Here is a 713-nt window from a genome sequence, read left to right on the forward strand (position 1 = left end):
TACCCTTTATTTGGCGATCAGGCATCACGTCATCTGGCGTATCATCGGCGCTAAAAGCAGTCACACTAGCAAACTTACGAAAGTCATAGCTATAGGGACCGGCAATACCAATAACGGCAGCGATATCGTTTGGTTTGATGCCGTAAGGTGTCAAAAAGTCTTCGTTAGAAACGGCAGCTACTGCATTGAACGCGCCAGCAGAATGACCAATGACAGCTAAGCGCTTAGGGTCGACATGAATACTTGAGGCGTTATTAATACTCCATGCAACTGCCTGTGCAGCGTCTTTAACGTAATCAGGGTATACATGCTCAGGAGCTTTTCGATAGTTGATGACTGCGGTCACGTAACCTGCTTGGGCTAAGCTTTGACCAACAAACGCATACTCATCTTTACTACCACTCTCCCACGAGCCCCCATGTACGAACACAACCATTGGATAAGTATCCACGATAGTGTTCCCGGCTTTCATACCCTGCGCCAACGGTTTTGGATAGTAAATATCCAAATCTTGTAACGGCTCATCGCCATATAATATATCTTTACTGACACCCACGCCACCGTTTGCAGTGATACCGTTCACCACAGCCAGCGCTGACAATGCTTGAGCCTGTTGGGTTGCAAAGGTAATAGCACCTACGGCTACTATACTTGCACCTATCAGCTTCAACTTATGGTTAGATGGCTTGCGGGCAGAGATGTCACTGGTTGAC

Annotated in this window: 1 protein-coding gene; it reads right to left on the minus strand. The window is 47.3% G+C overall.

The features are described from left to right. Positions 1 to 586: alpha/beta hydrolase (locus ACS8FD_RS20510; RefSeq protein ID WP_439277224.1), on the minus strand; the 586-nt coding region annotated here is incomplete at its 3' end. Positions 587 to 713: the final 127 nt, after the last annotated feature.

It is taken from the genome of Psychrobacter sp. 1U2 (assembly GCF_051847575.1).